At 61.8% G+C, this 24197-nt stretch carries 19 protein-coding genes and 2 pseudogenes; 12 read left to right on the plus strand and 9 right to left on the minus strand.

All coding sequences use genetic code 11. The features are described 5' to 3' along the window. Positions 1–278 precede the first annotated feature (278 nt). Positions 279–2816: an AMP-binding protein gene (locus MUN23_RS13825; RefSeq protein ID WP_248759075.1), complete on the plus strand. Its 2538-nt coding sequence runs from the start codon at positions 279–281 to the stop codon at positions 2814–2816. Between the two features lie 178 nt (positions 2817–2994). Here MUN23_RS13825 and MUN23_RS13830 read toward each other — a convergent pair whose 3' ends face one another. From MUN23_RS13830 to MUN23_RS13860, 6 genes and pseudogenes are all read right to left on the minus strand, one after another. Then, on the minus strand, positions 2995–3870 hold the full coding sequence (locus MUN23_RS13830; protein WP_248759076.1) for a F510_1955 family glycosylhydrolase: 876 nt from the start codon (positions 3868–3870) through the stop codon (positions 2995–2997). A gap of 80 nt (positions 3871–3950) precedes the next feature. After that, positions 3951–4553: a DUF305 domain-containing protein gene (locus MUN23_RS13835; protein WP_248759077.1), complete on the minus strand. Its 603-nt coding sequence runs from the start codon at positions 4551–4553 to the stop codon at positions 3951–3953. Positions 4554–4686: 133 nt separating this feature from the next. Beyond that, complete coding sequence (locus MUN23_RS13840) at positions 4687–5181, minus strand: hypothetical protein (RefSeq protein WP_248759079.1); 495 nt, start codon at positions 5179–5181, stop codon at positions 4687–4689. Between the two features lie 80 nt (positions 5182–5261). Next, entirely contained in the window at positions 5262–7391 is a 2130-nt protein-coding gene (locus MUN23_RS13845) for a heavy metal translocating P-type ATPase (protein WP_248759081.1), read from the minus strand. A gap of 496 nt (positions 7392–7887) precedes the next feature. After that, a pseudogene (locus MUN23_RS13855) lies at positions 7888–8574 on the minus strand (cation diffusion facilitator family transporter); the annotation flags it as partial. Continuing rightward, positions 8571–8897 carry a helix-turn-helix transcriptional regulator gene (locus MUN23_RS13860; RefSeq protein WP_248759083.1) on the minus strand — a complete coding sequence of 109 codons (327 nt, stop codon included), beginning with the start codon at positions 8895–8897 and terminating at the stop codon, positions 8571–8573. The gene MUN23_RS13860 and the pseudogene MUN23_RS13855, both read right to left, overlap by 4 nt. A 167-nt stretch (positions 8898–9064) precedes the next feature. Between MUN23_RS13860 and paaA the strand changes: the two genes are divergently transcribed. The 7 genes and pseudogenes from paaA to MUN23_RS13895 form a co-directional block, all read left to right on the plus strand. Continuing rightward, complete coding sequence (gene paaA, locus MUN23_RS13865; protein WP_248759085.1) at positions 9065–10057, plus strand: 1,2-phenylacetyl-CoA epoxidase subunit PaaA; 993 nt, start codon at positions 9065–9067, stop codon at positions 10055–10057. Continuing rightward, the gene (gene paaB / locus MUN23_RS13870) at positions 10054–10380 is read left to right on the plus strand and encodes a 1,2-phenylacetyl-CoA epoxidase subunit PaaB (RefSeq protein WP_058931481.1); all 327 of its coding nucleotides are present in this window, start codon (positions 10054–10056) and stop codon (positions 10378–10380) included. The genes paaA and paaB overlap by 4 nt, the downstream gene beginning before the upstream one ends. Before the next feature lie 11 nt (positions 10381–10391). Then, positions 10392–11228, plus strand: a complete 837-nt coding sequence (paaC, locus tag MUN23_RS13875; protein WP_248764089.1) for a 1,2-phenylacetyl-CoA epoxidase subunit PaaC — start codon at positions 10392–10394, stop codon at positions 11226–11228. Beyond that, positions 11225–11746, plus strand: coding sequence for a 1,2-phenylacetyl-CoA epoxidase subunit PaaD (paaD, locus tag MUN23_RS13880; RefSeq protein ID WP_248759088.1), 522 nt, complete (start codon positions 11225–11227; stop codon positions 11744–11746). The genes paaC and paaD overlap by 4 nt, the downstream gene beginning before the upstream one ends. Positions 11747–11755: 9 nt before the next feature. Then, the gene (paaE, locus tag MUN23_RS13885) at positions 11756–12997 is read left to right on the plus strand and encodes a 1,2-phenylacetyl-CoA epoxidase subunit PaaE (RefSeq protein WP_248759091.1); all 1242 of its coding nucleotides are present in this window, start codon (positions 11756–11758) and stop codon (positions 12995–12997) included. Between the two features lie 13 nt (positions 12998–13010). Next, the gene (locus tag MUN23_RS13890; RefSeq protein ID WP_248764090.1) at positions 13011–13790 is read left to right on the plus strand and encodes an enoyl-CoA hydratase/isomerase family protein; all 780 of its coding nucleotides are present in this window, start codon (positions 13011–13013) and stop codon (positions 13788–13790) included. 46 nt (positions 13791–13836) lie between these two features. After that, positions 13837–14370: pseudogene (locus MUN23_RS13895) on the plus strand (sugar phosphate nucleotidyltransferase); the annotation flags it as partial. A gap of 760 nt (positions 14371–15130) precedes the next feature. On the opposite strand, the gene MUN23_RS13900 reads toward MUN23_RS13895, so the two are convergent. The 3 genes from MUN23_RS13900 to MUN23_RS13910 all read right to left on the minus strand — a co-directional run bounded on the left by MUN23_RS13900 (position 15131) and on the right by MUN23_RS13910 (position 19281). Then, complete coding sequence (locus MUN23_RS13900; protein ID WP_248759093.1) at positions 15131–15718, minus strand: LPXTG cell wall anchor domain-containing protein; 588 nt, start codon at positions 15716–15718, stop codon at positions 15131–15133. A gap of 176 nt (positions 15719–15894) precedes the next feature. After that, on the minus strand, positions 15895–17577 hold the full coding sequence (locus MUN23_RS13905; protein ID WP_248759095.1) for a DUF4012 domain-containing protein: 1683 nt from the start codon (positions 17575–17577) through the stop codon (positions 15895–15897). A 195-nt stretch (positions 17578–17772) separates the two neighbouring features. Continuing rightward, positions 17773–19281: a polysaccharide biosynthesis tyrosine autokinase gene (locus tag MUN23_RS13910; protein WP_248759100.1), complete on the minus strand. Its 1509-nt coding sequence runs from the start codon at positions 19279–19281 to the stop codon at positions 17773–17775. 363 nt (positions 19282–19644) lie between these two features. On the opposite strand from MUN23_RS13910, the gene MUN23_RS13915 reads away from it, so the two are divergent. The 4 genes from MUN23_RS13915 to MUN23_RS13930 all read left to right on the plus strand — a co-directional run bounded on the left by MUN23_RS13915 (position 19645) and on the right by MUN23_RS13930 (position 24086). Beyond that, positions 19645–21483 (plus strand): nucleoside-diphosphate sugar epimerase/dehydratase, encoded by a 1839-nt coding sequence (locus tag MUN23_RS13915; protein ID WP_248759101.1) that lies wholly within the window; start codon positions 19645–19647, stop codon positions 21481–21483. 120 nt (positions 21484–21603) lie between these two features. Then, positions 21604–22248, plus strand: coding sequence for a NeuD/PglB/VioB family sugar acetyltransferase (locus tag MUN23_RS13920; protein WP_248759105.1), 645 nt, complete (start codon positions 21604–21606; stop codon positions 22246–22248). 79 nt (positions 22249–22327) lie between these two features. Then, positions 22328–23464: a DegT/DnrJ/EryC1/StrS aminotransferase family protein gene (locus tag MUN23_RS13925; RefSeq protein WP_248759107.1), complete on the plus strand. Its 1137-nt coding sequence runs from the start codon at positions 22328–22330 to the stop codon at positions 23462–23464. A 1-nt stretch (position 23465) separates the two neighbouring features. Beyond that, positions 23466–24086, plus strand: coding sequence for a sugar transferase (locus MUN23_RS13930; RefSeq protein WP_305886565.1), 621 nt, complete (start codon positions 23466–23468; stop codon positions 24084–24086). Positions 24087–24197: the final 111 nt, after the last annotated feature.

Raw genomic sequence — 24197 nt, forward strand, 5'->3', positions numbered from 1 at the left:
ATCTGGGGCTGTACGCCCTGAACACTGCCGCGGATCGGATCCCAGTGCCTGTTCGTGAGCAGTACCCCGCGATGCTCAGTCTGCCCGAACCAAGGGAATCAGCTTATCCACATGCGAGCCGACGTCGAACGCTGGTCCTAGTCGGCCCCATGCCTGGGCATTAGACCAGAAGCTGGAGAAATAGGGTACATTTTGTTTTCTTAATTCAGCAATGCCCGGTGTACTCTTCCAAGGTTAGGCTTCCCTAAATCGCCGAAGACACCTATGGACCACACGCTATGAGCACCCAACTTGACCTTCAACGCCTGTCGTTTGCCTCGAACCTCGCGAGCAACGGTGACAGGGCTGCCGTTGCCACCAGCAATGGTGTCTTGACGTATCGGGAACTGGCCGACCGTGTTAAGGAGGTGGGCCGGCGACTCGGTACCGAACGTCGCCTGGTTGCCCTGACGGCCGGTAACGATGTTGAATCCCTGGTGGGGTACTTGGCGGCCATGGCCGCCGGTCATCCGCTGATCCTCCTGCCCGCGGACAAGCCTGCCGCCCTAGAGTCCCTGGTCGCGGCCTATGACCCGGACGTTATCCTTAGTTCCGCGAACGGCCGGACAGTGCTGGAGGAGCGACGGCCTGGCACCGGACACACGCTGCACCCGGACCTGGCCCTTCTGTTGAGCACCTCAGGGTCCACCGGTTCACCCAAGCTTGTGCGGCTGTCCTATGAGAACCTCCAGGAGAACGCAGAGTCCATCGCGGAATACCTCGGCATCACGGAGTATGACCGGGCAATAACCACGCTGCCCATGTCCTACTGCTATGGACTGTCAGTGATCAACAGCCACCTGCTGCGTGGTGCCAGCCTGGTCCTGACGGATCTGTCCGTGGTGGACCCCTGCTTCTGGGATCTGTTCCGCAGCGGGGGTGCCACATCGTTCGCAGCCGTTCCCTACACCTTCGAGTTGCTTGAGCGGGTGGGGTTCGCCGCCATGGATCTGCCCACTCTCAGGTATGTGACCCAGGCTGGCGGCAGGCTCGGCCCGGACCTGGTCCGGCGTTACGCAGAACTGGGCGCAAGGAGCGGCTGGGATCTCTTTGTGATGTACGGCCAGACGGAGGCCACCGCGCGCATGGCCTACCTCCCTCCGCGGCTGGCGGGTACGGCGCCCGGGGCCATCGGAATTCCCATCCCCGGCGGCGCCTTCCGGATAGACCCGGTCCCTGGACTGGAGCATGGGGAGCTGGTCTATTCCGGGCCCAACGTGATGCTGGGTTACGCCCAGACGCCGGAGGACCTCGGCCTCGGGCGGACGGTGGATGAACTTCGCACCGGAGACCTGGCGCGCAAGAACGCTGACGGACTGTACGAGGTAGTGGGAAGGCGCAGCCGGTTCGTCAAGATCGTCGGCCTCCGCGTCGACCTTGGACAGGTGGAACGGATCCTTGCCGACCTTGGTATTCAGGCCGCGAGCGCAGGCACGGACCAGGGACTCGTCGTCGCCGTCGAGGGTGAACACGACCCAGCACTGCTGGGCAAGCTCCTCGCCCAGGGCATAGGCCTGCCACGCGCTGCCCTGGAAGTCCATGCCGTCCGGGAGCTTCCGCGCCTGGCGTCCGGCAAGCTGGACTACCCGGCCGTCCTGGCGCTCGCCAAACAGGACGGTCCCACAGTTCAAGACGCGCCGTCCAGCGCGAACTCCGGAGCCAGGCCGCAGGACAGTGTGGTGCGCATTTTTGAAGACACGCTGGAGCTGACGGACATTTCCGACGACGACACGTTCGTTTCGCTCGGCGGGGACTCCCTTTCGTATGTGGCGGCGTCCGTTCGGCTTGAGCAGGCTTTGGGGCATTTGCCCCCGGACTGGCACATCACCCCGGTGGGAGTGCTGGGGGCCCGCCTTGAACAGCCGCGGCCGCGGAAGCGCCGCCCCTTCGCCCGGCTTGAAACCAGCATCGTGCTGCGGGCGGTCTCCATTTTCCTGATTGTCAGCACCCATATTGGATTCCTGCACTGGCAGGGTGCCGCCCACGTGCTCATGGCTGTGGCGGGGTTTAACTTCGCCCGGTTCCAGCTGTCCGGGGAACGCATGCCGCGGCTGCGGAGGCAAGTGGCCAGCCTGGCCAGGGTCATCATCCCCAGCATGGCCTTCATCGGCTTCGCCTACCTGATCACCGACAGATACAGCCTGGCGAATATCGTCCTCCTCAACGCCATTATCGGACCCGAGGAGGTGACCACCCGGTCGCATTTCTGGTTCATCGAGGTGCTCGTCTACGTGTTGGTCAGCATGACGGCCCTGCTCGCCGTGCCCTGGGTAAGCCGTGCCGATAAGCGCTTCCCGTTCCTTTTTCCGCTAGTGCTGCTCGCCGCCGGGCTGCTCACCCGCTATGAGCTTTTTGAGCCGGGAGTTCCGCACACACCGCCCATATTCTGGCTTTTCGCGCTGGGATGGGCGGTTGCCCGGGCCCGTCATGTCCTTCAGCGAGGCGCCGTGAGTGTCGTTGCCGCTTTGACCATCCCGGGGTTCTTCGACAACCCCGCCCGTGAACTGACTGTCCTGGCCGGAATACTCCTGCTCCTGTGGCTGCCCAGCATTCCCGTCCCGGCCGGGCTCCGGCGCCTCACCGTTCTGCTGGCCAGCGCGTCCCTGCACATCTATCTGGTGCATTGGCTGGTCTACCCGCTGCTAGTTGAGCTCAGCCCCGCGCTCGCCGTCGTGGCCTCACTGGCCGCAGGCTCCGCGTACTGGGCACTCTGCAGCCTGGCACCGACGGTCATCGGCCGCGCCAGAACCTGGAGATTGAGCCTGTCGAAATCGTGACTCTGCTGCCCAGTTGCCTACCAAAAGACCACCGCAAGCCCGGGACACACCGTGCATTTGCGTGTCCCGGACGGAGGAAGTGGGGAGAAACGTCCGACGGCGGCAGTCGCCCCGGCAGCCCGCCCCGCCGGCTGCCCCTCCCGGACATTGAGTCCGCGCTGAACGGCGGAAGGTGGGGCTATCCCGCGTCCGCAGGCCGGAATGTCGTTCCTCCGTCGGTGGAGACAAGGATCCCGTCGGCGGTAGCGGCCCAGATCCATGGTCTGCCGTCGGCGCCCTTGACTGCGGCGATTGCCATGACCTGGGCGTCGATGCTGCCCATTTTTGTCCAGGTCTCTCCGGCATCGGCAGAGTAGTGCACCGTACCGTCGGGTTCAACGCCCACAGCCTCGGCTGGGTGCGCGAACGCGGCGAACTGAATTACCGGGCCGTCTTTCACGGGCTCCCACGTGCTGCCGGCGTCGGTGGAACGCTGGACCCCGTCGGGCGTGGTCGCCAGGAGGGTTCTGCTGTCCGGATGACCCGCGAGGACGGCGGGGGCGAAGTCAGCGGGGATAGTGTTCCAGGTCTCGCCGTCGGCGCTGGTCCGCAGTGTCCCGTCGAAGGCCACGATCCCCGCTTGGGTGGTGGTCATGGCATGGAAGTCGGATTCACCCTGGCGCGAGAGCTGCTCCCACGTAGTGCCGCCGTCGGAGGATTTGAGCAGGCCCATGGGGTTGGGCAGGTCTGAGCCGGGCCCCGGGTGGCCTGAAGCGTAGAAGACCCCGTCGGCGGGGCCGGCGGTGAATCCCATCAGGTCGTTGGTGCCACCGATTTTTGTCGCCGGGCTGGTGGTGACGTCGAAGAGGCCGTCGTGGGTTGCGAGCAGTACCTGGACGGTGTCACCGCTGACGGTGAGTCCGTGGACGTGTGTGCTGGGAAGGGGGCTCCCGGCTGCCGTCGTGTGGGGCGCGGTCTGGTTTGTCGCCGGTGCGCAGCCGGCAATAGCGAGAAGGGTGGCCGCGGCGCCGGCCAGGACTGCGCCGCGTCTGATCGTGCGGGAGAGGAAAAACATGGCTAACTCCAAAGGGTGAAGGGAAATCAGGGACAATGTGGCGCCGGCCCGGTCAGGCCGGCGCCAACGTGATCGACTCGTCAGAGCGTGGCCAGGAGGTCCTTCATTTCCTTGATTTCCGTTTCCTGCGCGGACACGATTTGCTTGCCCAGGTCCACGGCCTTGGGGTCTTTGCCGCCGGTCTTTTCAGTGTTGGCCATCATGATGGCGCCTTCGTGGTGGGCGATCATCTGCTTCAGGAACAGTTTGGCGGCCTCGGTGCCCTGCGCGGCGTCGAGTTCCTTCAGCGCGGCGTCGTCCAGCATGCCGTCCATGGAGTGCCCGGCGTGGCCGGCGGCCATTTCTGCTGGTTCGTTCCAGTCATCAAGCCAGCCGGTCATGGTCCGGATCTCCGGGCCCTGCGCTTCCTTGATTTTGGTGGCCAGCGCGGTGACGGGGGCGGGGATGTCCTTTTTCGCGAGGATCATTTCTGCCATTTCCACCGCCTGGGCATGGTGGGGGATCATCATCTGGGCGAACGTCACGTCAGCGGAGTTGTGTCCCGCTGACGGTGCCGGCGCGCCGCTGGAGCTGCCGTGGTTCATTCCGGGCGTGCTCCCGGATCCGGAACCGGATGAGCACCCGGCCAAGGCAATGGCAGCCGCAATGGCCGTTGTTGAAAGGGTCAATAGTTTCTTATTCATGGGAAATCAGGTCCTTCAAATCTCGACCGCAAGGGGCCGGTGAGCGGGGGAGCATCCTTGCAGATGCCGGGAAGCCTCGGTCGGGCTCGCTTCATGACGGGGCTGTGCCGTGGGGACGGCGGTGTGCCCAGTTCTACGTCCGGCTGATGGACAGCTCACCCGGGGAAGGACCGCCGGGCAGATAGGCGTAGGAAGCACCGACCGGGTCGGGCAGCCCGCCATGGCCATCCATGTAGCGGGTGCCCTGCGCGGGTTCAGGGGCAGCCAGTGTCCCTGTCTGGGCGGAGGGGGTGCATGCGGCGCTCATCGCCTGGATGCTGGCGCAGTCAGCAGAGCACGTGCACGACGCCGGGCCTGCGGCAACAGCCGCAGAGCCCCGATGTCCCGCAGCCGCCGCTGTTGTTGAGGCAACCGGTTCCGCGTGGGGCGCCGTGGTTTTGTGGTTGGCGTGCCTGTCCCCGACACTCACGGCCGGGGCAGGTGTGTGCCCGGCGGCGGGGGAGTGCATGGAGTGATTGCCGGTCATGACGTGCATGCCGAAAATCCCGGCGAGGATGGCCAGCGTGGCGGTGATGATGCCGGCGCGGAGCAGGAACGCCGTCACGGGGCCGCGGAGCACTGCGGTCATGGCGTTCCTCCTTCCGTGCTGGTCTGATCCGTCTTCAAGGCTACCGTCCGGGTCCTTTCCGGCCGGTCAGCGCTTCTGGTTCAACGTACGCGGGAGGGATTGAGTTTCACCCTCCGCAGCAACTGCGCATTCAGGGCCACCACGATCGTGGACGCTGACATGAGCACGGCCCCGGCCGCGGGCGAGAGCACCACCCCGGCAAACGCCAGGACGCCGGCGGCCAGCGGCACCGACAGGATGTTGTAACCGGTGGCCCAAATCAGGTTCTGCCACATTTTCGCGTAGCTCGCCCGGGACAGGTCCACCATGGACAGCACTGCCCGCGGATCGTTCCCGGCCAGGACCACCCCGGCCGATTCCATGGCGACGTCGGTGCCGGCGCCGATCGCGATTCCCACCTCGGCGCGGGCCAGGGCGGGGGAGTCGTTCACGCCGTCGCCGACCATCGCGACCTTCATCCCGCGGGCCTGCAGTTCGGCGACTTTCTTGTCCTTATCCGCCGGAAGGACTTCGGCGAAGACCTCGTCGATGCCCAGGTCCTCGGCGACGGCCTGGGCGACCTGGCGGGCGTCACCGGTGACCATGGCGACTTTGACGCCCCGGTTTTGCAGCGCGGTGACGGCCTGCCTCGATTCGGCCCGGATGCTGTCTTCAAGGCTGACGGCCCCCAGAACTCGTCCTTCGTCGACGACATGCAGCACCGCGGCGCCGCGGCCCATCCAGGAACGGGTGGATGCGGCCACAGCGTCGGGTTCGGCGGTACCTAGTTCGCGCAACAGCGCGGGCCCGCCGACGTGAATCGAACGACCGTCCACGGTTGCGCGGACGCCGCGGCCCGTCAGGGAACTGAAGTCCGTGGCCTGCGGGATGGCCAGGTTCCGTTCCCGTGCAGCCCTGACGATAGCGCGCGCGACAGGGTGTTCGCTGTCGGACTCCACCGCAGCGGCTAGGGCCAGCAACGAGTCGGCGTCCACGCCTTGGACGGTGGCGACGTCCTTCAGGTCCGGCTCGCCCGTGGTCAGGGTGCCGGTCTTGTCGAACAGGACGACGTCGATGGTGCGCATCCGTTCCAGGGCCATCCGGTTTTTGATCAGGACCCCGGCGCGGGCGGCCTGTTCGGTGGAGATGGCGATGACCAGTGGAATGGCCAGACCGAGAGCGTGCGGGCAGGCGATCACGAGGACTGTGACGGTGCGGGTGACAGCTTCCGGGACGCTACCGAGCAGTGTCCAGACGATGAAGGTGATGACGCCGGCGCCGGCGGCGAAGTAGAACAGGAAGGCCGCGGCCCGGTCCGCCAGGGCCTGGGCCCTGGAGGAGGACGCCTGCGCTTCGGCGACCAGGCGCTGGATACCGGCCAGCGCGGTGTTCTCACCGACGGCTGTGACCTGGACCCGGACGCTGTTATCCGTCGCGACGGTGCCTGCGACGACAGTGTCCCCGGGACTGCGGAGAACGGTTTTGGATTCGCCGGTGATCATTGACTCGTCAAACTCGGCCTGACCGTCCACGACCGTTCCGTCGGCGGGCATCCTGGCGCCGGAGCGGACCAGAACGGTGTCGCCTTCTTGGAGCGCAGAGACCGGAACAGTTTCCGTGCCGGCGTCGGTGATGCGTTCGGCCTCGTCGGGAAGGAGCGCGGCGAGGGCATCCAGTGCGCCCTGCGCTGACCCGAGGGCCCGCATCTCGATCCAGTGGCCCAACAGCATGATTGCCACGAGCAGCGCGAGTTCCCACCAGAAGTCCAGGTCGAACCCGCCGATACCCAGGCTGGTGACCCAGGACGCGGCAAGCGCGACGGTGATGGCCATCGCGATCAGCAGCATCATCCCGGGCTGTCGATTCTTCAGCTCCTGCAGGCCGCCTTTGAGGAACGGCTGGCCGCCGTAGAGGAAGATCACCGTGCCCAGGATTGGAGGGATCCAGATGGAGCCGGGGAATATCGGCGCCATGTATCCCAGGATGTGGCCGACCATCGGGCTGAAGTACACGACGGGGACGGACAGGACCAGGGTGAGCCAGAACCGGTTTTTGAACATCGCGGTGCTGTGACCGGCGTGCTGGCCGTGGCTGTGCACGGCATGGTCATCGTGGATCTCATGGCCGGTGTGCTGGTGCTCCGCGACCGACGTGGCGGAAGCGGCCGGGGAGCTGTTTGGCTCGCCCGTGTGGCCGGCATGGCCGCCATGGTGCTGCGAATGGTCTTCCATGATTCCTCCCTAGAGGAGACGCCGATCCCCAACCGGCAGAAGCCTGACCGGGGGACATACCACTTCACTGACAACACCCAAAGATATACCCCCTGGGGGTATGTCAGTCAAGAGATCGCGCGCTGGTACTCCGAGGGAGGTCGGATCGCAGGCCACGGCCGGTCAGTGCCTCCACTACCTGGTCGACGGTCGGAGCGCCTGCAAGACCGCCGGGGGTGGGGTAGATCCGGCACGCGAGTTCACTCGTCGGCGTTCCGTTGGGGAAGATGTCGGCCCCGTCTGCTGTGATGGTCGGCGAACCGGCAAATCGGGTGCCGGCCGTATCTGCCGGAGTCCTGATGTACCGCAAATGGACCGGGATGTCCTGACGCCCCATGGCGACGAGGGCAGCTTCCACCTGCTTGAGTGCTTTTGCCGTGTTGGGGCAGTCATCGATGTGGAGTAGTTCTATTCTCATGTTGTCCCTGTCCGGCTCGCCGGTGCACCGTTCAGGGGCGGCGCAGCAATCATCAGCTTTCCCATCGCGCCCTGCCCCGGCTCGGGCCCCCGCCCGTGGGAAGGCACAACAGGCGTCCCCTTTCCAGGCGCTAATGCCCTCACGGACGGCGATCCCTGCGATGACCAGCGCCGCGCCGGCATCCGCCCACCACCATCCCAAGGCGCTGTTGAGGACCAGGCCCACCAGCAGGACGGCGGAGAGGTAGGTGCACAGCAGAGTCTGTTTCGAATCTGCGACGGCGGTTCGGGAGCCAAGTTCACGGCCCGCGCGGCGTTGAAGCCAGGACAGGACGGGCATGATGGCCAGGCTTAGGGCGGCGATCACGATGCCCGGAGTGGAAGGCTGTGCCTCGCCGCCTCCGGACAGTGACCTGACCGAGTCCAAGGCGACGAACAGTGCCAGGGCGAAGAACGAAACCGCGATGATCCGCAGGGTTAGGTGTTCGCGCCGTTCCGGGTCCTTCGCGGAAAACTGCCAGGACAGGGCGACCGCGGAAGCGACTTCAATCACCGAATCAAGGCCGAAGCCGATGAGGGCCGAGGAGTGGGCCACGTTGCCCGCCCAGAGCGCGACGGTGGCCTCGACAACGTTGTAGGTGATGGTCGCGGCCGCGAACAGCCGGATGCGGCGGCCCAGGACGGCACGGCGGGCGGGCATAGACGCAGGCTGAACTGTGGTGGTCATGTCAGGCATGTCCCGTCCGGGGCGCAGCAGGCAGGATCCACAGCCAGCACCACACCGAGCAGATCCCTGATCGCGTGGCCCAGCCTGGCGTCAGCGAGCTCATACCGGGTCCGCCGGCCATCAGGGACAGCCACCACCAGGCCGCAGCCCCGCAAGCACGTCAAGTGATTGGACATGCTCTGCCGCGAAACCCCCAGCAATTCGGCCAGGTCCGACGGGTACGTGGGCGCATCTGCCAAGGCCAGTAGAATCCGCGCCCGGGTGGGGTCGGAGACCGCGTAGCCGAACCGGGCCAGCACTGGGGCATGCGTAAGGGTTTCCATAAGAGCTAAGGTACATCAGCACGTGTATTCAGGCAATTATGTATTGCGGCCGTATCGGCTCCAGCCTGATTGGGCCCCTCCTTGACGCCCTCCGCGCCCTGCGCATATCCTGAACGAACGGTCGGTAAATAAATCGAACCAATCCAGGCAGGTGCATAGGAGCAACCATGGAAGCCAACGCCCAGCGCAACGCGGACAGCCAGGACAAGGACCGCCAAGACGCGGACGGTCAGGCCAACTTTGACCGCGTGATCGCCGAGGACTCCCGCATTGAACCAAAAGACTGGATGCCGGACGCCTACCGCAAGACCCTCCTGCGCCAGATTTCCCAGCATGCCCACTCGGAGATCATCGGGATGCAGCCGGAAGCCAACTGGATTTCCCGCGCCCCGAGCCTGAAGCGCAAGGCCATCCTCATGGCGAAGGTCCAGGACGAGGCCGGCCACGGGCTCTACCTGTACTCCGCCGCCGAGACGCTCGGTCAAACGAGAGACAAGATGATGGCCGACCTCATCGCCGGCAAGGCCCGCTACTCCAGCATCTTCAACTACCCGGCCCTGACCTGGGCGGACATGGGTGCCATCGGCTGGCTGGTGGACGGCGCCGCCATCTGCAACCAGGTGCCGCTGTGCCGCGCGTCCTACGGCCCCTACGGCCGCGCCATGGTGCGCGTCTGCAAGGAAGAGTCGTTCCACCAGCGCCAGGGCTTCGAGATCCTGCTGGAACTCGCCCACGGCACCCCGGAGCAGAAGCAGATGGCCCAGGACGCCGTGAACCGCTGGTACGCCCCGGCGCTGATGATGTTCGGCCCGCCGGACGACGATTCGCCCAACTCCCGCCAGTCCATGGCCTGGAACATCAAGCGCTTCAGCAACGATGAACTCCGCAGCCGCTTCGTGGGCATGATGGTGGAGCAGGTCCGCGTGCTGGGCCTCACCCTCCCGGACAGCGAGATCCGCTTCAACGAGGACACCAAAAAGTGGGAGCACGGCCCGCTGGACTGGAACGAGTTCCACGAAGTCCTCGCCGGCCGCGGCCCCTGCAACGCCCAGCGCCTTGAGCGCCGGAGGGAAGCGCACGACGACGGCGCCTGGGTCCGCGAAGCAGCAGCGGCGTATGCAGCAAAACAGTCACTGAAGACAAAGGAATACGCAGCATGAGCGAGACACAAGGCCCGGAGGTTTCGACAGGCTCAACCACCGAAAGGGCCTGGGGCCTGTGGGAGGTCTTTGTCCGGTCGAGCCGCGGCCTGTCGCACGTCCATGCCGGGTCCCTGCATGCGCCGGACGCCGCCATGGCCCTGCGCAACGCCCGCGACCTCTACACACGCCGCAACGAGGGTGTGTCCATCTGGGTGGTCCCGGCGGACGCCATCGCCGCCAGCGATCCCGACTCCAAGGGCTCGTTCTTCGAGTCCCCGCAGGGCAAGGACTACCGGCATGCCACGTACTACACCAAGAGCGAAGGGGTGAAGCACCTGTGAACTCTGCACCCATGGGCGGGGAATCCGCCACCCGCATCACGCCCGGCAACGCCCTGCGCCCGGAGGACATCGCCCTAGAGGTCCGCACCGGCCTGGCCAAGCCCACTGAGGACGTGGCCGAGTACGCGCTGCGCCTGGGGGACGACGGCCTGATCCTCGCGCAGCGGCTGGGCCACTGGATCTCCCGCGGCCCCGAGCTGGAGGAGGACGTGGCCCTGGGCAACATCGCCCTGGACCAGCTGGGCCATGCCCGTAGCTTCCTCACCTATGCCGGCGGTGCTTGGGACAAGACCGAGGACGAGCTGGCGTACTTCCGGCGCGAGCACGAGTTCCGGTCGGCCGCCATCTTTGAGCAGCCCAACGGCGACTTCGCGGCCACCATCGCCCGGCAGTTCGTGGTGAGCTATTACCAGTTCGAGCTCTACCGCCGGCTCACGCAATCCACAGACGCCACACTCGCCGCCATCGCTGCCAAGGCCGTGAAGGAAGTGGACTACCACCGGGACCACAGTGCCCAGTGGGTCCTGCGCCTGGCCGGTGGCACGGACGAATCCCGCACACGGATGATCCAGGGCCTGAAGCAGATGTGGCCCTACGTCGCCGAGCTCTTCCAGGACGACGAGCTGACCACGCGCCTGACGGAAACCGGCGCCGCCGTCGAGCCTTCCAGCCTGAAAGCGGACTTTGACCGCCTGACCGGGGAGATCCTCGCGGAAGCGGAGCTGGAGGTTCCGGTCGTGCCCGCTGCCCCCGGTGGTGGGCGGCATGGCCGGCACTCCGAGCACCTGGGCTACCTCCTCGCGGAGATGCAGGTGCTGGCGCGCGAGTACCCCGGAGCAAGCTGGTGACCGCCGTGGCCATCGCTGCGCAAGAGCAGACACACCAGCAGCAGGCGTGGGAGATCGCCGCCACGGTCTGCGATCCCGAGATCCCGGTGCTCACCATCGAGGACCTGGGGATCCTCCGCGACGTGCAAGTGACAGAGAACCAACAAGTCCGGGTCACCATCACGCCCACGTACTCGGGCTGCCCGGCCATGGACGCCATCCGCGACGACCTGAAGACAGCCTTCGCCAAGGAAGGCTACAAAGCAGAGGTGGACCTGGTGCTCGCCCCGGCCTGGACCACGGACTGGATGACGGACGCAGGCAAGTCCAAGCTCAAGGAGTACGGCATCGCCCCGCCGTCGGGCATGGCAGCAGCCGCCCGCCACGCAGGCCCCGTCCGCCTGCAGATGGCCGTGAAATGCCCGCAGTGCTCCAGCCTGAACACCAGGGAGCTCACCCGCTTCGGCTCCACGTCCTGCAAGGCGCTGTACGTCTGCAAGGACTGCCTGGAACCGTTCGACTACTTCAAAGTCCTGTAAGGAATCCCCATGCCTGTTGTGCGCCAGACCGCCGCCGAATCGGCGCTAGCCAGCGGCCGCCGTCGTCCGTCCTTCCATACCCTCACCGTCACCGAGGTAAGAAGGCTGACCGAGGACGCCATCGAGGTGACCTTCGGCGTCCCCCAGGAGCTCGCCGGCCAGTTCGACTACCTGCCGGGCCAGTACGTGGCCCTGCGCACCACGCTGCCGGATGAGACCGGCGAGCCGCACGAGATCCGCCGCAGCTACTCCATCTGTGCCGAGCCGCGCAGCTTCCCGGACGGCAGCAGCGAGATCCGGGTGGCCGTGAAGCAGGACCTGGGCGGGCTGTTCTCCACGTGGGCCAACGCGGAGCTGAAGGCGGGGGACACCCTGGACGTCATGAGCCCCATGGGCGCGTTTGTGTCCAAACACGGCCGGGACGGCAAGGCCGTGGAGCAGAACGTCATGAACTCCATGAACCACCCGGAGGAGCTCGCGGGGGAGGCGGCCTCGCAGGGGGCGGGCACGTTTGTGGCCATCGCGGCGGGGAGCGGCATCACCCCGGTGATCGCGATCGCCCGCACGCTGCTGGCGGCCAACCCGGAGACGCGCTTTGACCTGATCTACGCCAACAAGGCCGCCATGGACGTGATGTTCCTGGAGGAGCTGGCGGACCTGAAGGACAGGTACCCGCAGCGGCTGGCCATCCACCACGTGCTGTCCCGCGAGCAGCGGATCGCGCCGCTGCTCAGCGGACGGATCGACGCCGGGAAGCTCCAGCAGCTGCTGGGCACCGCCATCCACGCGGACGATGTGGACGAGTGGTTCCTGTGCGGGCCGTTCGAGCTGGTGCAGCTGTGCCGGGACACCCTGGCCGAGCGCGGCGTGAAGCCGGAGCACGTGCGGTTCGAACTGTTCACGAGCGGAAAGCCGGACCGCCCGGAGGGCCACGCCGGCCGTCCGGTGGTGGTGGACGAATCGCAGGAGACCTACAAGATCACGTTCAAGCTGGACGGCCTGCAGGGCGACGTGGCCAGCCCCACGCACGCCCGCGAGTCGATCCTGAACGCGGCCCTGAGGGTCCGCGCGGATGTGCCGTTCGCTTGCGCCGGCGGAGTGTGCGGCACGTGCCGCGCCAAACTGGTCACCGGCACCGTGACCATGGACGAAAACTACGCGCTGGAGCAGGATGAACTGGACAAGGGGTACGTCCTGACCTGCCAGAGCCACCCCACCAGCAAAGAAGTAACAGTCGACTTCGACGTCTAAGGAACCCATGATCTTGATCTCCCTCTCCATCGCCAACAACGTCGCCGAAATCGTTCTGGACGCGCCCCACAAGCTGAACTCCCTCGACGAGCATGCACTCGCGGATTTAACACAGGCGTACGACGACGCCGCTGCCGCCGCCACGCGCGGTGAGGTGCGGGCGCTGCTGCTCAGGGGAGAGGGCCGCGCCTTCTGCGCCGGCCGGGACATCTCGGGCGTGACGCCGGAGACGGACGACGCGGAAGCATACCTGGGCGGGCTGGTGCAGCCGCTGCTGAAGAAGATGAGCGCATTCCCGGCACCGACGTTCGCCGCCGCCCATGGCGCCTGCCTGGGCGTGGGGCTGGGCCTGTTGCTGGCCACGGACGTGGTGTACGTGGCGGAGAACGCCAAGTTCGGCTCGCCGTTCGCCAAGCTGGGCGCCACGCTGGATTCGGGCGGGCACTGGTACTTCACCGAGCGGCTTGGCATGCACCGGACCCTGGACCTGATCTACACGGCCGAGCTCATGTCAGGCACGGAAGCCGTGGCCCAGGGGATGTTCAGCCGGGCCATGCCGGCGAATGAACTGTTGGCCAACACCCGGGAAATTGTGACGAAGGTTGCCGCCGGCGCCACGGGCGCGTTCACGGCGAGCAAGGAGCTGGTGGCGCACATCCGCGACCAGCGGCTCGGCCTGTGGGACGCGATGTCCGAGGAAAACGCCGAGCAGGCACGGCTTTGCAAAAGTGCCGACTATGCCGAAGGTTTCAGGGCGTTCCAGGAGAAGCGGGCGCCCATATTCGGTGGTTGAGCCTGTCGAAACCAGCCTGTCGAAACCATCGAAACCCGGTGATTGAGCCCGTCGAAATGTGGGAAATGAGCCCTTCGCCGTGCTGCTTGGTGACGACCTCATCGACGAGGCTGAAACCCTTCTCACCACCATGATGGAGGTGCAGCAGACGACCAGCGGTTCCGTTATCGCGTTGATCGAGGTCGATCCTTCTGAGATCAGCGCCTACGGTTGTGCGGATATCACCGCTATCAAGGGCCAAGGCTTCGTCCGGGTCAACAGTCTGGTGGAAAAGACTGCTGTAGGCGAAGCGCCTTCCAACCTGGCCGTCATCGGCCGGTACGTGCTGCATCTGTCGGTGTTCGGCGTTCTGGAGAACACTGAGCCGGGCCACGGCGGGGAGATCCAGCTGACCGATGCCCTCCAGACCCTGGCCGCAAGCGAGGGTGATGGCTCGGGCGTGTAAGGCGTGGTTTTCAGGGGCCGCCGCTACGATACCGGCGACAAGCTGAGCTACCTCAAGGCAGTCATCACGCTGGCTTCGGAGCGCGTGGAGTTCGGCGAGGACTTGAAGACCTGGCTGAAGGCCTTCGTCGGGTAACTCCTGATGCTTCTGTTCCTCCATACAGGCCGGCCGCTGACCAACGGCGGGCCTGAAGGTGTTTAAGGGCCTCAGCGACCAAGAGGGCGCCAATTACAGCCCCCCCCTTGTGTTTGTGACAAGATCTAGCGGACTCACGAATCGATTGTGAAGAAGCAGCAGCTGGCCTAGTTCGATGCACCTGTGTGATACCAGTCCAAAAATTCCGATCTGCCATGACGTTTTTTCGGATATGCCAGGGCCGCAACTGCGCCGAAGGGAATGAAAAGCGCTACGTTGGCGGATGCTTCGACGAATTGGTAATTGAACTAGGTGGGAATTCCGCGGTCATGGAGGAATCTCAGGACACTGGCGAGCTAACCCTGCACGGGTTGATCCACAGGGCTGGTCCAGAACGCGATCAGAGCCAGCGGAAGGAGCATGGCCAAGAGGACAGCACGCCACCGCCACAGCCTGGGGCTATTTGAGTCGCTCAAGGGGCTCTTAGTTGGTTCTCAGCAGTGCAAACGTGGCCACTGCCAGCGAAGCCCCGGCCAACAGCACCAAGAGTAAGTAGGGGAGCTCCTGCGAGTGGGACAGGGGAAGGAGAAATCGAACTGCCAAGGTGTTCTGCGCCAATGTCGCCCCATACTGCTAATAAATACCACAGTTCGGTGTTGAACCTGACCGTTCGGTGGTTGAGCCCGTCGAAACCTTAAATGCAGAGGGTGGGTGCTCCTCCGGATTTCCGAAGAAACACCCACCCTGAGTGCGTTAAAGGCTATGCGTTAGCAGTTGCCTTGTTCCGGCGAGCAAGAATAACGCCAGCAGCGCCCAAGCCGAGCACGCCTACCCCCGCTGCGCCCCAGAGGAGCAGGCTGGCGTCAGCGCCGGTGTTGGCCAGGGCGGCGCCACCGTTGGCGTTAGGGAGGGAAGCGCCTGCGCCGGCCTCGGCAAACGTGGTGTCAACCTGTACAGTGACGGGTCCCACGGTGGTCTTGGAAATGCGGCCGGTGGCGGTGATCGAGTATGTACCACTGTCGCTGAAGCTGAGAGGGAGGGAGAACTTCCCCTCGGCGTTGGCCGTGGTTGAGAAGGTCTCTGGCGCCAGGAAGACGTTGATCTTTGCGCCGACGCTCTGGGTGCCGGCCGCCGGTGCTGCAGAATCGATGAGGGTGACGGTGACGTCAACCGGCTCGTTGGCAAGCATTCCGCCGCCGCTAAAAATAAGCTGCTCGCCGGGCGCAACTGCTGCATCGTCGACGGCGGCTGCGGGTTCGCTGGCTGGGTAGCCAACCGCCAGTGCCGGCGCGACGCCAACAAGTGCAAGTGAGCCTGCAAGAGCGAGTGTTGCGAGTGTTTTCTTCATTGGTGTCCCCCCGGAGACGTAAGTATTTGATGTACCCGAATTGAGGATTTTCCTCTCCGCACGAGACCTATGCAGATATGTCGAGTCTTGAACCCTCATAGAATCTACCATCCGCATAGGATTGTGAGCAACGTCAATCCAATCGGTTTACCAACTGTTAAGGTATATGTGAGTTTCTAGCGACACCGAGCATATTCTATGGGCAGCATCACATCTTTGACTTCCTGCACAGTTGGTGTGACAGAGAGAGCCGGATCATTGTGTTGTACCACCTTGACGAAGCTCATTTCAACTTCGCTAGACTGACCCGGCGCTAGCCGGGTGGTGACAATGCCGACCGGGCGATCGCCATGTTTATGGGATCCAAAGCCAACCATTTGTCCGTCCGCTGTAGCAGTATCAACGTGGGACAAGGCTGGGCCGTAGACCACTACGTTGGTTTGAACTGAGCCAGGAGGTGGGCCGTACCTACCGTCCCCCGTCACCGAAACCGGTAGAGAACTCGCCGCGTCAGCTGGGGCGGTGTTGGTAGTTCTAACTCGTACCTTGTACTCGGCATAGTCATTGTTTGTGCAAACCTCAATCAGCTGCACAGTTCGTTGCACGTAGTAGTCCATCTTGGCGCCCGTGCCGTCATTGAAATAGACGCCGAACGCCGGCCCAAGCGCACTCGTGCCCGAGATGGAACCTCCCAAGTAGGTGGCGCTCAGTACGTCCTGGTCTTTATCGTGGTCGCTCCAAACATGCAGCCGGTTCTCTTCGTAGCTCAGCGACAAGGCTTTCAAAAGTTTCGCGCCCGAGGCCTGACCAGAGGCAAGCGCCTCAAAAATGGCCTGTGTAGCACCGGCAAAGTATTCGTCCTGCAACCGATTGGTTTTGAAATTGCGGTAGACATCCGAAAGCAGCGTTGGAACGACGTTCTGCGAAGTGAGTGCGGTCGGCAACCCGACAGGCACGGCGGACCCCCCGAATTCGTCAAGCGGGATTGGCCCAGACGCTTCCAAGATGTGTGCGAGGACGATGGGGTCGATGGCCACCACACCGTCGATTGATCCGCCATAACGCGTTTCCCACATTTCTTTGGCAGTTCGGGACGCGGTGGGGAAGTCAGGAGTGAGGTTGACGTCGCCGATGTACTTGCCCAGCCGCTCAGAGAATATTGTCGTCTGAACGTCATCGACATCCACGGCCGGATCGAACTTACCCAGAGCTGAACCACTTGAATGATCAATAAGTTCCACTGATCCCTGATCAACACGAACGAGGGCCAGTGCTCCTGGGAGCCCCCCGGTAGCACGAATTTCCGCGTTGTTTTGGACAAGAATTAGGTAGTTCCTGGGCCCGTTTTCGCCCATCATGGACGGCAGAACCTTCGAAATGTTGGCGGCCGATTCCATGGTCGCCCGAAGTTCATCTAGTTGACTAGTGAGCGCTGAGAGCGGTTCTGCGATCTGCGGAATCAACTTAGTGGTGTCGATCGAGCCCAAACGCATGTGGACGCGAGAAACGGTGTTCGCAGCATCCACTATGGTTGGCGAAGCTTCTGCGAGGGGTCCAACATCGAACTTGCCGTTAACGGGTGTCAGCGCATCGGCGTCCAAGGAATCGAAGACCCGCACCATCGGGTCTGCCGTGCCATCCATAACCTCATTCGCCGCGAGTGCAACCTCAGTGAGAGCCGAGAAGTTTGGTCCGAACAATGGAATGACCCCAGCTGCTTTCCACAGGGGATCTGCTGCCGCCGATTTTGCCGCGAGAGTGTGGGACCGAATTAGCGTAAGCGACTTCGCCGCCTCGGAGGCATCTTGAGCGAGCACCTGGCTTTTTAACTGCGGAAGCAGTTGGCTCGCTGCGCTCAATTCTGCCCTGAGTTCGAGTGCACGGTATGCGAGCCAGCCGCAGACCGTCGCGACGACTATTGCGAGGATCGCCAGCGCAGCCGTTGATCTCGCGACGGTTCTAAGCTTTCGTCGGCTGGCGCGTCGATGTGTCCGCACGCCGCCTAGCCCCCGGCGACGGCTTGGCTGGTTTGGGAATGGTCACTATGCAAACTATTAACGCGCACTGCGTTCTTGGCCCCGTCCGTTGCTGAGCCGGGTCGGTTCCCGGGTGTCGCCCCCGAGTATTTCGACATCGAAGCGATCGCTGACCTGCTTTCGCGAGGGCTTTGTATTCGATCGTGGATTACGCCCAGGCTTAGGCTCAGTCGACGCGGTTTCGTAAGAGTAGTAGCTGTGCGAGTAGGCGTCCGGACCCTTGGTCGGTAGTCGGTTTAGTACCACGCCAAGTAGGTCCGCCTCGACCATTTCCAAGGCCGCTAGGGAGCGTTCCAAGTCGGTAGTACGAACATTTTGTACTCCAACAACGATAACTACCCCGCCGACCTGCTGTGCGAGGACGGCTGCGTCTGTAACAGGCAACAGAGGTGGCGCGTCGATGACCACAGCATCAAACGAACTTTCGAGGCTTCCTATGAGATCCTTCATCTTTTGCGATCCCAGCAACTCGCTAGGGTTGGGCGGAACTTGTCCAGCGGCCAGCACATACAGCTGACTACTGCCCCAGGGCTGCAACAATTCATCAACGCTTGCTGTGCCTAGTAGTGCGGTTGTGAGTCCAACGGTGCGCTCCAAACCGAGGTATTCTGCCACCATCGGCCTGCGTAGGTCAGCATCCACCAGCGCGACACTCTGACCTGACTGAGCCAGTGCGATCGCCAGGTTTGTCGCAGTTGTACTCTTGCCTTCACCAGGAACAGAGGATGTGACCAGAACCGTCTTGGAGTCGTGACTAACGTGCGCAAACTGCAGGTTCGTCCTAAGTTGACGAAAGGATTCTGCTCGTGGACTTTGGTGTGCTGTCTGGGTCAAGAGAGGCTTCTTGGCAGCGTCTGAATCAAAGCTAATGCCGCCGAGGATTGCCGCATCTGTGATCCGGCGCAGATCGGCTTCACCTTTGATCCTCGTGTCAAGAACGGACCTGAGGACCGCCAGTGCAACCCCGACAGCCAGACCACAGAATAGCCCTAAAACAATATTCAACTTCACATTCGGCGAGGACGGGAAAGCCGGTGCAGTGGCTGGTGTCACGATAGACAATCGAACTGGGGAGACTTCCCCGAGGGAGGGCTTTTCGAGCTGGTCCACAGCATTCACCAGGCTGGTTCCGACAGCCTGAGCAATTGCTGCGGCCTGCTCAGGCGATTCAGCTGAGACTGAGATGCTAATGAGCACAGTATTGGCGTCCGATGACGCCGTAATGCTCTTTGCAAGAATCTGTGGTGTGACTTTTAGTCCAAGGCCGTCAATGACCGGCTGCAAGACAGTTGGAGTACCGACAGTCTTGACGTATGACTGCACACGCGCCTGGGAGAAAATGTTGCCCTGCTGCAATTCGCTAACTGTCCCAGAGTTTTGGAGCGCCACAAACAACTGAGTTTCAGATATATAGCTAGCTTTGGCCAGAAGAGACGCGGCGCCGGCCCCCAATATGCCGATCAAAGCGCATGCGACAACGACAACCCAACTCCGTCGCAGAACACGCAAATAGTCCTTCAGCTCCAAGGTTGAGCCCCTTTCGGAGGTGGTTGTACGACGATAGTCTCCGTTCATCCTACCTGCAGGACTTATCCCTGCTGGCGCGAGGCATTTCATCTTTGACGGTTCGCGGAGGCGCCTAGACATGATGCCCCCCCGCAGATTTGACCCGCGAATCGCCATGCATACGACGTATGCAAAGGTTTACTAGTCACAAAAAGCGACGTTGTCGGCGCCACCGTCGCAAAGTGCTTTAATTGAGTCGGCGTACCGGCAGCAACGATGACGAGTAGTGGCGGGACACGTTCGGTTCGCTAGCTGAGACGAAATGGCCTCGCACTCTCGACAACTGACAAATACGCAAAACTCTTTGGGGGACACTTGGGACCGATGGACGCAGCCTTGAAGCGCACATACGCGGGCGAACGAAGCACGCGTTGGGCTTTCAGAGTGTTGCAGTACACAGTGGACGCCGAAGCCTGGGTCATAGCGTTGACTGTGGCTGTGCTGTTCCGATTCGATTTCGTCGCTGAACGGGTCAACTGGTTCGCTCTGGGCCTGTTGGCCATCCTTGCAATTGTCTTGCAAGCCGGCATCGGTTGGGGTCTGGCGCTCTACAGGGGGAAGCATCAGCAGGGCGCCTTCCATGAAGCTCAGACCTTGCTTGCCACTGTAGCGTCCGTGGCTGGAGGACTCGCGCTGGTTAGTTTGGTTCTCCTGAATCCAGCAGGCCTACCCCGCAGTACAGCATTGGTGGCCCTTCCTATCGCATTCGTCTTGATGGGAGGAAGCCGGCACCTGCAACGATTGGTTTCTGAAAGGCGGTTTCGACCGGGAGAAACCGCGCAACGGACCCTCATCTACGGTGCAGGACATACTGGCGAATACCTCGTCAAACGAATGCTTAGCGACCCAGATTCTCCGTATCTCCCCGTTGGCGTTATCGATGATGATCCGCACAAGAGGCATCTCAGGGTCTCAAATCTTTCCGTACTCGGACGTGGATCCGAGCTCGCGAAAATTGCCAGAGATAAACGTGCATCAGCGATAGTCCTGTGCATCGCGCGGGCGGACGCCGAATTCATCAGGACGGTCTCGGACCGTGCCGATGAGGCGGGACTTAGGATGATGGTCTTGCCGATGTTGTCCGACATTTTGCAGGGTGGGGTGAAAATAGCAGACCTCCGCGATGTGGCCATCGAGGATCTGATCGGACGACACCCCGTCGATACCGCAGTTGAGTCCATAGCAGGATATGTTGCGGGGAAACGCGTCTTGGTAACGGGAGCGGGCGGCTCGATCGGATCCGAGCTCTGCCGACAGCTGACGAAATTCTCACCCAGTGAGCTAATCATGTTGGATCGCGATGAATCAGGGCTGCATGGCGTTCAGATGTCAATCGTTGGCCACGGGTTGTTGGACAGTAACGATGTGGTTTTAGCCGACATTAGGGACACTATAGCGCTGGCTCGCATTTTCGATTCGCGGCAACCCCAAGTTGTCTTCCATGCCGCGGCCCTCAAACATCTGCCCATGCTCGAGCAATATCCGTCAGAAGCCTGGGAAACGAATGTTATCGGAACACTGAATGTCCTTGATGCTGCAAGACGAGTCGGTGTTGAAACGTTCGTGAATATCTCCACAGATAAGGCTGCGAACCCAGCAAGCGTCCTCGGACGATCGAAGAGGTTGGCGGAGAGACTCGCATCGGCCGCAGCAGAAGAAACGAAGCAGACCTACCTCTCAGTACGCTTCGGCAACGTGATCGGCTCCCGCGGCTCAATGCTTCCTACATTCATTGCACAGATTGAGGCGGGGGGACCCGTGACGGTAACCGATCCGGACGTCACCAGGTACTTCATGACCATTCCGGAATCCTGTGAGCTAGTAATCCAGGCTGGGGCAATCGGGCGGCCTGGAGAGGTCTTGATCTTGGATATGGGAGAGCCCGTAAAGATTTTGGATGTCGCCCAACGAATGATTGCTGCTTCAGGCAAGAATGTCGAGATTGTTTTTACAGGACTGCGGGATGGCGAAAAGCTGCATGAAGATCTGATCGGGGCCACCGAACTCGATGAGCGCCCATTCCACGAAAAGATAACCCACACCGCCGTACCCCCTCTACGCAGATCAGACCTCAGCAAGGAGGAATGGGCGACAGCGACCTCTGCCAGAACGAATGTTCAGGGGTCGTATCGGGTGGAGTCGTCTTTGGGAAACTCGAGCTAATTGATTAGCCGCGTCCAGGACTGCCCCTGCCGTCAACGCGCGTGCTCAAGAGATATTGGAGTGAATCGCTTGGTTAGTAGTGAGTTAACTGGTCCAACCGAAAGTCCTATCTTGTTGAAAATGTCCGATTTGGTCGTTGTCGGTGCGGGCGGATTTGGTCGCGAGACCCTGGATGTGGTGGAAGCACAGTACACGGTGTGTAAGAACGCAGATTTCGTCGTTTCGGGAGTTGTTGACGACGATCCTTCGAAAGAAAATCTGGCCCTCCTGGAGGCCAGGGGGATCCGCTACCTCGGAAAAGTTGAGGAAGCGCTATCGCGCCTCGCCCAGGGCTCACGATTTCTGATCGGCGTAGGTAATCCAGCAGTGAGAACTCGACTGGATGTCCGCTGCCGCGAAATGGGAATGGTCCCTGCAACAGCACTTCATCCCAAAGCTGTAATTGGTTCTGCTTTCCATGCAGGGGGAGGTTCTATCGTTTGCGCAGGAGCTCAGATCTCTACCAATGTCACCTTCGGTAAGAATGTCCACATTAACCCCGCTGCGATTCTGGGACACGACGCATTCCTCGACGATTGCGTGTCTGTGAACCCAGGCGCGATTATTTCTGGAGGAGTTCGTGTGGAACGGGGTGTCTTAGTAGGCGCCGGTTCCGTTGTCCTCCAAGGGCTAACGATTGGAGCCGGAGCGGTTGTTGGTGCAGGTGCGGTTGTCGTGAAAGACGTAGCGGAAGGCGCCGTCGTGATGGGCGTTCCTGCCCGCTGACTTTGCGAGTGGTGGGCGTTTGATGTCTATTCCCGCTCATCCGCGGGTTCGGTTCAGTCTCTGAAGAGGAATGTTAGTAATGTCAAAAGTTTTGTTGTCAGGCCCAGATGTCGGCGTCCTCGAAGAGCAGTATGTGCTCGCGGCTTTACAGTCCGGATGGGTGGCACCCCTCGGGCCTGATGTGGACCTTTTTGAACGCGAAATGGCAGATCGTGTCGGAGCGGAGCACGCCATTGCGCTGAGCTCTGGTACGGCAGCCCTTCACCTTGGCTTGTTGGTCGCAGGGGTACAGCCGGGGGATGCAGTCATCACTTCATCGATGACGTTCGCCGCAACAGCCAACGCGATTTCCTATACTGGCGCCAAACCCGTATTCATCGACTGCGAACGAGAAACCGGGAACATGGATCCCGAACTCCTTGAGACGGCCTTGGTTCAGCTCGTAGCCGAGGGCGTCCGACCGGCTGCAGTCGTACCAGTTGATCTACTTGGCAAGACTGTAAACTACACGGATATTTGTCGCCTGGCTGCAGCTTATGACATCCCAGTGATCTCTGATGCAGCCGAGTCGCTCGGCGCGACGCATCGCGGCCAAGCCGCCGGCAGCTGGGGGCTGGCGTCGGCCTTCTCCTTTAACGGCAACAAAATCATGACCACCTCCGGCGGGGGAATGCTGACGACTAACAATGGTGATGTCGCTGCAAAGACTAGGTACCTCGCTACGCAGGCTCGGCAGCCAGTCCTTCACTACGAGCACACTGAAATTGGCTATAACTATCGCTTGAGTAACATCTTGGCTGCTTTGGGACGTGCGCAATTGAGTCGGCTCGACTCGATGATCGCTGTCAGACGCCGCCACCGCAGGGCCTACCACTCGCATTTGCAGGGCATTGCAGGCGTCGAACTTTTTGGAGGCGAGGACTACAATGACGACAATTGCTGGCTCAGCGCCATAGTGATTGATCCTGTGATTACGGGGCTACACGCCAGCGAACTTCAGATACATTTGGCCGCTACTGGAATTGAGAGCCGACCACTATGGAAGCCAATGCATTTGCAACCTGTGTTCGAAGGTCAAAGGGCGCTAGTGAATGGCAATTCACAGTATCTCTTTGAGAATGGCCTAACTCTGCCAAGTGGGTCTGTCCTGAAGGACGATGACATTTCTCGAGTGCTGGAGGCACTCGATTCATTCTTTGCTGTGAGGCGCGCCTGAAATGAAAGTTCAAAAATCAGGATACGACCGCATGAAGAGGTTCTTGGATTTTACCGTCGCGACGACGGGTATTGTATTGACTGGGCCGTTGTTGGGCGCTCTAGCCGTGTTGGTTTTGATAAAAGTTGGACGACCAATACTGTTTCGACAGGAACGCCCCGGTCTTAACGGTGAAATTTTCACATTGCTCAAGTTTCGAACGATGAAGACCCCAAATGAGAAACACGGCCTGGTCACTGATGAGCAGAGATTGACGCCATTTGGAAATATTCTGCGTTCCACGAGCCTCGATGAGTTGCCGACGTTATGGAACGTCGTCAAGGGTGATATGAGCATCGTCGGTCCTCGCCCCCTGTTGACGAAGTATTTGCCTTTGTATAGTCCAGAGCAAAAGCGCCGACATATTGTTCGGCCTGGCATTACTGGTTTAGCACAAGTTCGTGGACGAAACGCAATCTCCTGGGAGGCGAAATTCTCTCACGACATCTACTATGTCGATAATCGTTCCCTGGCTCTCGACAGTCAAATTCTGGTCGAGACCGTTCGGACCGTACTTCGACGTACCGGAGTTTCAGCCGACGGCGTTGCGACAATGCCGGAGTACCGCGGTACGTCAGATTGATGCTTATTGTGATTTGCCCTTCAAATCCGCGGGACAGTCTAACCTTCCTCCGATGATCTAGCGGGGAGATTTGTTTCAATGAGTATTTTGTGCATATTTAATACGATTCCT

The organism is Pseudarthrobacter sp. SSS035, from assembly GCF_023273875.1.
Classification (GTDB): Bacteria; Actinomycetota; Actinomycetes; order Actinomycetales; family Micrococcaceae; genus Arthrobacter.

Bases quoted from the DNA above. Each gene is read 5' to 3' on its own strand.
- MUN23_RS13825 (WP_248759075.1), top strand. From the start codon at position 279: ATGAGCACCCAACTTGACCTTCAACGCCTGTCGTTTGCCTCGAACCTC.
- MUN23_RS13830 (WP_248759076.1), bottom strand. From the start codon at position 3,870: ATGTTTTTCCTCTCCCGCACGATCAGACGCGGCGCAGTCCTGGCCGGC.
- MUN23_RS13835 (WP_248759077.1), bottom strand. From the start codon at position 4,553: ATGAATAAGAAACTATTGACCCTTTCAACAACGGCCATTGCGGCTGCC.
- MUN23_RS13840 (WP_248759079.1), bottom strand. From the start codon at position 5,181: ATGACCGCAGTGCTCCGCGGCCCCGTGACGGCGTTCCTGCTCCGCGCC.
- MUN23_RS13845 (WP_248759081.1), bottom strand. From the start codon at position 7,391: ATGGAAGACCATTCGCAGCACCATGGCGGCCATGCCGGCCACACGGGC.
- MUN23_RS13860 (WP_248759083.1), bottom strand. From the start codon at position 8,897: ATGGAAACCCTTACGCATGCCCCAGTGCTGGCCCGGTTCGGCTACGCG.
- paaA (WP_248759085.1), top strand. From the start codon at position 9,065: ATGGAAGCCAACGCCCAGCGCAACGCGGACAGCCAGGACAAGGACCGC.
- paaB (WP_058931481.1), top strand. From the start codon at position 10,054: ATGAGCGAGACACAAGGCCCGGAGGTTTCGACAGGCTCAACCACCGAA.
- paaC (WP_248764089.1), top strand. From the start codon at position 10,392: ATGGGCGGGGAATCCGCCACCCGCATCACGCCCGGCAACGCCCTGCGC.
- paaE (WP_248759091.1), top strand. From the start codon at position 11,756: ATGCCTGTTGTGCGCCAGACCGCCGCCGAATCGGCGCTAGCCAGCGGC.
- MUN23_RS13900 (WP_248759093.1), bottom strand. From the start codon at position 15,718: ATGAAGAAAACACTCGCAACACTCGCTCTTGCAGGCTCACTTGCACTT.
- MUN23_RS13915 (WP_248759101.1), top strand. From the start codon at position 19,645: ATGGACGCAGCCTTGAAGCGCACATACGCGGGCGAACGAAGCACGCGT.
- MUN23_RS13920 (WP_248759105.1), top strand. From the start codon at position 21,604: ATGTCCGATTTGGTCGTTGTCGGTGCGGGCGGATTTGGTCGCGAGACC.
- MUN23_RS13925 (WP_248759107.1), top strand. From the start codon at position 22,328: ATGTCAAAAGTTTTGTTGTCAGGCCCAGATGTCGGCGTCCTCGAAGAG.
- MUN23_RS13930 (WP_305886565.1), top strand. From the start codon at position 23,466: ATGAAAGTTCAAAAATCAGGATACGACCGCATGAAGAGGTTCTTGGAT.